General features: G+C 70.8%; 10 protein-coding genes. 3 read left to right on the plus strand and 7 right to left on the minus strand.

Annotation, left to right across the window (positions count from 1 at the left end):
- Position 1: 1 nt before the first annotated feature.
- From RMN98_RS10925 to RMN98_RS10935, 3 genes are all read right to left on the minus strand, one after another.
- Positions 2-547, minus strand: coding sequence for a hypothetical protein (locus RMN98_RS10925; protein ID WP_309648844.1), 546 nt, complete (start codon positions 545-547; stop codon positions 2-4).
- 215 nt (positions 548-762) lie between these two features.
- Positions 763-1,926: an acyl-CoA dehydrogenase family protein gene (locus RMN98_RS10930; protein WP_309648845.1), complete on the minus strand. Its 1,164-nt coding sequence runs from the start codon at positions 1,924-1,926 to the stop codon at positions 763-765.
- Between the two features lie 43 nt (positions 1,927-1,969).
- A complete protein-coding gene (locus RMN98_RS10935) occupies positions 1,970-2,818 on the minus strand; it encodes a 3-hydroxybutyryl-CoA dehydrogenase (protein ID WP_309648846.1) in 849 nt (282 codons plus the stop codon).
- Positions 2,819-2,912: 94 nt separating this feature from the next.
- On the opposite strand from RMN98_RS10935, the gene RMN98_RS10940 reads away from it, so the two are divergent.
- The 3 genes from RMN98_RS10940 to RMN98_RS10950 are packed head-to-tail and all read left to right on the plus strand — an operon-like array spanning position 2,913 to position 5,155.
- Complete coding sequence (locus RMN98_RS10940) at positions 2,913-3,587, plus strand: TetR family transcriptional regulator (protein ID WP_309648847.1); 675 nt, start codon at positions 2,913-2,915, stop codon at positions 3,585-3,587.
- A gap of 32 nt (positions 3,588-3,619) precedes the next feature.
- Positions 3,620-4,624 carry a TIGR03617 family F420-dependent LLM class oxidoreductase gene (locus RMN98_RS10945; protein WP_309648848.1) on the plus strand — a complete coding sequence of 335 codons (1,005 nt, stop codon included), beginning with the start codon at positions 3,620-3,622 and terminating at the stop codon, positions 4,622-4,624.
- A 30-nt stretch (positions 4,625-4,654) separates the two neighbouring features.
- Entirely contained in the window at positions 4,655-5,155 is a 501-nt protein-coding gene (locus RMN98_RS10950) for a thioesterase family protein (protein WP_309648849.1), read from the plus strand.
- Between the two features lie 143 nt (positions 5,156-5,298).
- On the opposite strand, the gene RMN98_RS10955 is transcribed toward RMN98_RS10950, so the two are convergent.
- The 4 genes from RMN98_RS10955 to RMN98_RS10970 all read right to left on the minus strand — a co-directional run.
- A complete protein-coding gene (locus tag RMN98_RS10955) occupies positions 5,299-5,448 on the minus strand; it encodes a hypothetical protein (RefSeq protein WP_309648850.1) in 150 nt (49 codons plus the stop codon).
- Positions 5,445-6,341, minus strand: a complete 897-nt coding sequence (locus RMN98_RS10960) for an LLM class flavin-dependent oxidoreductase (protein WP_309648851.1) — start codon at positions 6,339-6,341, stop codon at positions 5,445-5,447. Before RMN98_RS10960 ends, RMN98_RS10955 begins: the two co-directional genes overlap by 4 nt.
- 41 nt (positions 6,342-6,382) lie before the next feature.
- The gene (locus RMN98_RS10965) at positions 6,383-7,717 is read right to left on the minus strand and encodes an MFS transporter (protein WP_309648852.1); all 1,335 of its coding nucleotides are present in this window, start codon (positions 7,715-7,717) and stop codon (positions 6,383-6,385) included.
- Between the two features lie 36 nt (positions 7,718-7,753).
- A partial coding sequence (locus tag RMN98_RS10970) for an enoyl-CoA hydratase-related protein (RefSeq protein ID WP_309648853.1) occupies positions 7,754-8,200 on the minus strand: 447 nt, incomplete at its 5' end.

The raw sequence follows: 8,200 nt of genomic DNA on the forward strand, positions 1-8,200 counted from the left end.
ATCAGTTGCCGACGATCGGCAGCGAGCTCACGAAGGAGAAGGGGCCGCCGGCCTCCTGGGTCGAGACCCACTGGAAGCTCTGCGAGGCGGACTTGCCCTCGTTGGTGTTGTCGGTGGTCTCGTCCAGGGTCACGGTGAAGACGACGGTGGTGGAGCCGCCGGGCTGAAGGGCGCCCAGGGCCAGCTTCGTGCCGTCGACCAGGCCGCCGAAAGTGCCGTTGTAGAGCTCGGTGGTGCCCTGGGTGAGCTTCAGCTTCAGATCGCTGGCGATGAAGTTGTTGGTGCCGCCCGTGGTCTCGGCGAGGGTGAGCGTCGAGGGCAGGGTGCCGGTGTTGGTGATGGTGACCGATCCGGTGATGACGTCGTCGTCCTTGATGTTGCCGATCGTCATGTTGCTGACGTTGTTGGCGTGGGTGACCGAGCCGGAGGAAACGGCGGTGGTCGAGGCGGTCGTCGAGGTGAAGCTCGCGCCGGAGCCGACGGCGACGGAGCCGGCGACGACCAGGGTGGCGAGCGGGACGAGGACCTTGCGGCGGATGGCAGCCATGGTGTTGCTCCTGGGGAGGAAGTGGGCCCGCTCGGTGCGGATCCGGTGATGAGTTGAACTCTGGTCGACCGGACACCACGGCCGGCTCTCGTCAACCCCACCCCCACACCACGTCTTGGCAACATCCGCCGCCGGGTGCTGCTCTCCCCCACAGAAGTGCAACATCGCGCCGACTCGACGATTGCCGAGTCGGCGCGATGTTGCAGAGCGATGTCCTAGCGAGCGAGCAGCTGGCGCGCCATCACGACGCGCTGCACCTGGTTGGTGCCCTCGTAGATCTGGGTGATCTTGGCGTCGCGCATCATCCGCTCGACGGGGAAGTCGGTGGTGTAACCCGCGCCACCGAGCAGCTGCACGGCGTCGGTGGTCACCTGCATGGCCACGTCGGAGGCGTAGCACTTGGCGGCGGCTCCGAAGAAGGGCAGATCGGCGTCACCCCGCTCCGACTTGGCCGCCGCGACGTAGACCATCTGGCGCGCAGCCTCGAGGGTCATCGCCATGTCGGCGAGCATGAACTGGATGCCCTGGAAGTCGGCGATCCGCTTGCCGAACTGCTGACGCTCCTTGACGTAGCCGAGCGCGAAGTCGAGGGCGCCCTGGGCGATGCCGACGGCCTGCGCGCCGATGGTGACGCGGGTGTGGTCGAGCGTCCTGAGCGCCAGCGCCAGACCGGTCCCCGGCTCGCCGATCATCCGGTCGCCCGGGATGCGCACGTTGTCGAAGAGCAGCTCACGCGTCGGCGAGCCCTTGATGCCGAGCTTGCGCTCCTTCTCGCCGAAGGTGAAGCCCTCGTCGGACTTCTCGACGATGAACGCGCTGATGCCCTTGCCGCGCGCGGCCTCGGGGTCGGTGACGGCGAGGACCGTGTAGTACTCCGAGAAGCCCGCGTTGGTGATCCACGACTTCTGCCCCGAGAGGACGAAGTCGTCGCCGTCGGCCTTGGCGCGCGCCTTCATCGACGCGGTGTCGCTGCCGGCGTCGCGCTCGGACAGACCGTAGGAGAACCCGGCCGCACCGCTGGCCAGCGCGGGCAAGTAGCGGCGCTTGAGGTCGTCGGAGCCACCGAGGATCAGCGGCAGCGAGCCCAGCTTGTTGACGGCCGGGATCAGCGAGGACGACGCGCACGCGCGGGCGACCTCCTCGATCACGATGCAGGTCGCGAGGGCGTCGGCGCCGACGCCGTCGTAGTCCTCCGGCACGTGCGGGGCGTGGAAGTCCGAGGCCACCAGGGCGTCGTACGCCGCCTGCGGGAACTCGCTGGTGGCGTCGACCTCGGCGGCGTAGGGCGCGATCTTGTTGTCGGCGACGTTGCGCACGGCGTCGCGCAGGGCCTCGTGGTCCTCGCTGGTGCGGAACAGGTCGAAGTCGGCGTTGCTCATCGGGCTCATCTCTCGGGTCATCTGTCCTGGGAAGGTGGGGGCGTTACTTGTCGTAGGTGTAGAAGCCGCGGCCGGCCTTGCGGCCCAGCAGGCCGGCGTCGACCATGCGGTTGAGCAGCGGCGGGGCGGCGTAGAGCGGCTCCTTGAACTCCTCGTAGAGCGACTCGGCCACGGCCTTGGTGGTGTCGAGGCCGATCAGGTCCGCCAGGGCCAGAGGCCCCTGCGGGTGGGCGGCACCGAGGACCAGTCCGCGGTCGATGTCGGCGGCGGTCGCGAAGCCCGACTCGAGCATCCGGATCGCGGAGAGCACGAAGGGGATCAGCAGCGCGTTGACGACGAAGCCGGCGCGGTCCTGGCAGTCGATGGCCTGCTTGCCGAGCGCGCCCTCGACGAACTCGCGCGCGCGGTCGGTCGTCTCCTCGGCGGTGAGCAGGCTGGGCACGAGCTCGACGAGCTGGAGCACGGGCACGGGGTTGAAGAAGTGGATGCCGATGACCTGCTGCGGGCGGTTGGTCACGACGCCGAGCTTCATGATCGGGATCGAGGAGGTGTTGGAGGCGAGGATCGCCTCGGGGGAGGTGACGATCTCGTCCAGGCGACGGAAGAGCGCGACCTTGGCGTCCTCGTCCTCGACGATCGCCTCGATGACCAGGTCGCGGTCGGCGAGGTCCTCGAGCGCGGTGACGACGCGGATCCGCGCGAGCACGTCGGCGGCGGAGTCGATCTTGCCCTTGGCCTCAGCGCGCTGCAGCGAGGTCGTCAGGCGCTTGCGCCCGGCCTGCGCCGCGGCGTCGCTCGACTCGGCGACGACGACGTCCAGCCCGGCCCGGGCGCACACCTCGGCGATGCCGGCACCCATCAGGCCGCAGCCCACCACTCCCACGTTGTGCATGTCCTGCTCCCTCACGATGATCGCTCCCCGATACTGGATACCTACCTTATGGTACTCAGTACCATTGTGATTGTCTTCCCCCCGGGAGGTGGACATGGAGACCACGAGGACGTCGAGCCGCGAGCGGATGATCCGCGCGGCCTACGAGCTCTTCGAGCAGCGCGGCTTCGAGAAGACGACCGTCGACGACATCGCGGCGCGTGCGGGCGTGGGGCGCACGACGTTCTTCCGCGCCTTCGCGACCAAGGAGGACGTGATCTTCCCCGACCACGACTCGCTGGTCGCCTCCGTGCGGGAGCGCCTCGCTGCCGCCACCCCCTCGGCCGCGTTGGTCGCGGTGACCGAGGCCGCCCGGCTCGTGCTGGTGCACTACCTCGCGGAGAGCGACCTGGCCCGCGCGCGCTACCGGCTGACCAGCAACGTCCCGGCGCTGAGGGCGCGCGAGATCAGCGGCCAGCGGCAGTACCAGCGCACGTTCCTGACGTTCATCCGCACCTGGATGGGCGACGAGCCGGGGACCCCCCTGCGCGCCGAGCTCATGGCCGACGCAGTCGTCACCGCCCACAACCACGTGCTGCGCCAATGGCTCCGGGGCAGTACGACGACCCCCGAGGCCGACTTCGACACCGCCATGGCCGCGGTGGTCGAGCTCTTCGCGCCGCGCTCCCCCGCATCCGATGCCAGTGAGACCCAGGTCGTGCTCCTGCGCACCCAGCGCGACCTCGACGACGTACTCCCCGAACTGAAACGTGTTCTAGAACAGGGCTGACGGGAGGCTCCCCAGCCAATACGGTCGGACTCGTGCTCCTCGACCTCCAGCTCGACGCCCGCCCCGACCGTGCCGCCCACCGTGCCCGGGAGCTGACCGGCACCGGGATCGCCGGCCTCTTCACCTTTGAGGGTCCGCACGACGTCTTCCTGTCGCTGGCCACCGCAGCCGGCGCGGTCGAGACCGACCTGATGACCAACGTCGCGATCGCGATGCCGCGCAGCCCGATGCACCTGGCCAACGCCGCCTACGACCTGCAGCTGCTCAGCAAGGGTCGCTTCCGCCTCGGGCTCGGCAGCCAGATCAAGCCGCACATCGAGAAGAGGTACGGCGCCACGTGGAGCCCGCCCGCGGCCCGGATGCGCGAGATCGTGCTGGCGGTCAAGGCGATCCTGACCTCGTGGCAGGACGGCACGCGGCTCGACTTCCGCGGCGAGCACACCCAGCACACGCTGATGCCGCCGACGTTCGTGCCCGGCCCCAACCCCTACGGCCTGCCCCCGGTCCTGCTCGGCGCGCTCGGCCCGGTGATGACCCGCACGGCCGCCGAGGTCGCCGACGGGCTGCTGGTCATGCCGTTCCACTCCCACCGGCACTTCCTCGAGCGCACCCTCCCGGCCGTCGAGGAGGGCCTCGCCCGCGCCGGCCGCACCCGCGACGACTTCTCGATCTTCCCCCAGGCGATCCTCGCCATGGGCCGCACTCCGGAGGAGCGGGCCACCGCGGACACGGCAGCCCGGGGGCTGCTGGCTTTCTACGGTTCCACCCCCGCCTACCTGCCCGTCCTCGAGGTCGAGGGCTGGGCCGACGTGCAGCCCGAGCTCAACGCGCTGTCCAAGATCGGCGACATCGCCGCGATGATGGCCCTGGTGACGGACGAGATGCTCTCCACGCTCGCCGTGCGCGGCACGCCCGAGGAGTGCGCCGCCGAGATCCAGCGACGCTTCGGCGACCACGCCGAGCGGGTGTGCGCCTACTTCCCCGGCTACGAGCCCGCGCTCGCCCAGATCGCGGACCTCGCGACCACCCTGGCGTGAGCGCGGCCCGCATCGGTTAGGTTCCTCCTCGTGACCACCTCCCAGCCGTCCTACGAGCAGGTCGCCGCACTCCCGGCGTACTGCCAGCAGTCCATCCCCGTCGCCTTCGAGGACTTCAACGGGCACCTCAACGTCCGTCACTACCTCGGCATCGCCAGTGAAGGACTCGACGAGTCGCTCATCGAGGTCGGCATCCCGATGAACTGGCCCGCCGCGGGCGGCCAGGCGGTCTTCTCCGCCGAGCACCACCTGACCTACCTCTCCGAGCTGCGCACCGGCGACAAGATCTCCGTGCGCGTGCGCTTCGTCGGCCGCAACGCCCGCGCCGCGCACGTGGTCGTCTACCTGCTCGACGACACCCACAAGTCGGTCAGCTACGTCATGGAGGAGATCTTCCTCCACATGGACATGGACACCCGCAAGACCTCCGAGTGGCCCGACGACGTCGCCGGCGCCATGGACAAGCGCATCGCCGAGGAGAAGGAGCTCGGCTGGGTTCCCCTGCTTTCCGGCTCCGTCGCCCTGCGCTGACGCAGCACCACGTCGAGCAGCGACGAGCGCAGCGAGGAGCGCCCGTCGAGACCACCCGAGGCACCGCTCCCCGGGGTGGTCAAACGTTTGGCCACCCCGCGGAGTGTGACCCCAGCGGCTCGCTGCACGCCCGCCCACACCGGCTACCCCAGCGAGCCCTGCCCTGCGCAGCGACGACGCCGCTCCACGTGCGCCGCGACCCCACCGCCGACCCAGAGCAGCGCCACGAAGGCCGCAGCCTGTACGGCGACCTGGGCCCAGGTCGAGCGGCGGTCATCGCGCAGCGTGCTCATCCGATCAACGATGCCACCCGCTCCACCTGCGCCACGTCGGAGCCGGTCGGGATCAGGTGCACCTCGTCGGCACCCGCGTCCTGGAACCGTCGAAGCACCTCGGCGAGCTGGTCGGGAGTCCCCGCGAAACCCGTCGTCGGCGCCATGGCGTCGACAAACTCGGCCGGGATCCAGTTCATGTAGTGCCGCAGGTGGCGGTGCACCTGCGCCCGCGCCGACCCGTCGCCGTCGTCGAGGGCGAACCAGAAGGACGTGGTCAGCCGCGGCACACCCCGCCCCGCTTCTGCCCATGAGGCACGAGCCAGGTCGAACAAACCCGCAGCAGCGTCGACATCCAGGTCCAACGTGACCCCGGCCAGCCCGTCCGCCCAGGCAGCGGCACTGCGGATCGTCTTGGGACCCATCGTGCCGACCAGCAACGACGGCCCACCGGGCTGCACCGGCGGCGGCCCGACCGGCAGCGTCGCGCCGGTGACGTCCTCGCCGGCCCAGACCCGCTTCATCACGGCCACCCGCGACGCCATCCCGGCCATCGTCTGCTCCGACAGAGGAGCACCCGCCGCGCGGTAGTCCTCCTCGCGGCCACCCACCCCGAAGCCGACCGTCAACCGTCCGCCACTGAGCTGGTCACCGGTCGCGAGCGCCTTGGCCAGCATCACCGGGTCGTGCAGCTGCGGCACGATCACCGTGGTCACGATCCGCACCCGCTGGGTCCAGGCGGCGACGGCCCCGAGCAGCGTCAGCGTCTCGGGGTTGTCGAAGGCCATCCGCTCGCCGAAGCACAGCGACGCGAACGGCCCCTCGTCGATCGCCCCGGCCCAGGCCTCGAGCGTCGCTGCACCGTCCGTCCAGAGGTCCGGCTCCATGACCGGCAGCGTCATCCCCACGTGCATGGCGCCACTGTGGCAGACGCCAAGGACGGGGTTGAGGAGTCTCAGACCTCGTCGCGCACGAGCGCCGGCACGACGCGCCGCAGCTCGGGGATCAGCGCGACCAGTCCGAGCACCGGCAGCAGGGCCAGCACGGCGAGGGCTGCAGGGATCCCGATGACGTCACCGAGCCCGCCGACCACGGCGGAGCCGACGGAGCCACCGACGAGGAAGAGGAGGGTGGCGACGCCGAGGGCGACACCGCGCACCTCGGCCTCGACGGACGCCCCCACCGAGGCCATCAGCGCCGGCTGGCCGAGCCCGAAGGCGACCGTGCAGAGCGCCACGGCGATCACGACGGCGACCGGCGAGATCTGCGAGGTCGCGACCGCGGCCAGGACGAGGGCACCGGAGGCGATCACACCCGACACGGCCAGCGACGCGGCCGGCCCGATCCGGGCGAGCAGCGCCCCGGCGGTCTTCGGCATCGCGACGGCGAGCCCGGCGCTGGGCAGCAGGAGGAGCCCGACCTGCCAGGGCTCCCACCCGTCGCCGACGAGCACGGCCGGGATGGCGATCAGCTGGGCGAACCATGCCGCCGGCACGGCCGCGGCAGCGACTGCGCTGCGCACGACGGTGCCGTTGCGGATGACCGAGAGCGGCAGGAAGCCGTGTGGCCGCCGTCGTACGCGCATCGTCACGGCCGGCACCCCGAGCACGATCAGCAGCACGCCGATGCCGGCGATCAGCACGCCGGTCGCCGGCGACTGCACCAGCAGCACCAGCCCGGCGGCGGTCGCCGCCACGAGCACCGCACCGAGGATGTCGAGGTGCGCCCCGCTGCCCTCGCCGGTCAGCGCGCGCCACAGGAAGGGGATCACCAGCACGCCGAGGATCGGCAGCGCCATCACGGCCCGCCACCCGAAGGCGTGCTCCACGAGACCGCCGACGAGCGGCCCCAGGCAGCTGACCGCCGCGGCCATCCCCGCGAGGCGACCGAGCGCGATGCCCCGCACCTCGCCGTCGTAGCGCGCGCTGACGATGGCCACCCCGAGCGTCGGCACCGCCGCCGCCCCCGCGCCCTGGAAGAGTCGCGCGACCAGCAGCACACCGAACGACGGTGCGAACGCCGCCACCAGCGCACCGGCCGTCATCAGGCCGATGCCGACCAGGAGCGGGATCTTCACGCCCACCAGGTCCGACACGCGCCCGTAGACGGCCGTCGTGACCGCGAGCATCAGCGTGTAGAGGCTGATCGTCCACGTCGCGTCCCCGACCCCGACGCCGAGGTCCTGCCCGAGCAGCGGCAGTGCGATCGCCGCCGACGACGACCCCATCCCCGCCAACCCGAAGAGTGCTCCGAGCAGCAGGGACACACGGCGCGAGTCGTCAGTGGTCACGGAGAGTGAGAACAGCCCCGCACGTCGAGCCATTCCCTACCCGCGGAAAGCAGGCTTCTCCTTCGCCAGGAAAGCCCGGACCCCCTCAGCGAAGTCCTCCCCCGTGTAGACCTCCCGCAACACCTCAGCATCACCAGCAGGACTCACCTCGAGCCGACGGGCCCGGTCCCACAGCTGATGCTTGGTGGCGCGGATCGTGACGGGCGAGAGCGCCAGCACCCCATCCACCAGGACCGAGACCTCAGCGTCGAGCGCCTCCACGTCCGGTACGACGGTCATCACCGCGCCGACCGCATACGCCCGCTCCGCGTCCACCAGCCTCGACGCCAGCAGCATCTCCCGCGTCAACGACTCCCCGAAGACCGACGAGCACCGATAGACCAGCGACCCCGCGAGCGCATTGCCCAGCGTCCGCGCGATCGGGTAGCCGAACCGGCTCCCCGCCGTCGCCACCCGCAGGTCGCAGTGCGTCGCGACCGCCAG

The sequence above is a fragment of the Nocardioides sp. genome, from assembly GCF_031397825.1.
Taxonomy (GTDB): Bacteria; Actinomycetota; Actinomycetes; order Propionibacteriales; family Nocardioidaceae; genus Nocardioides.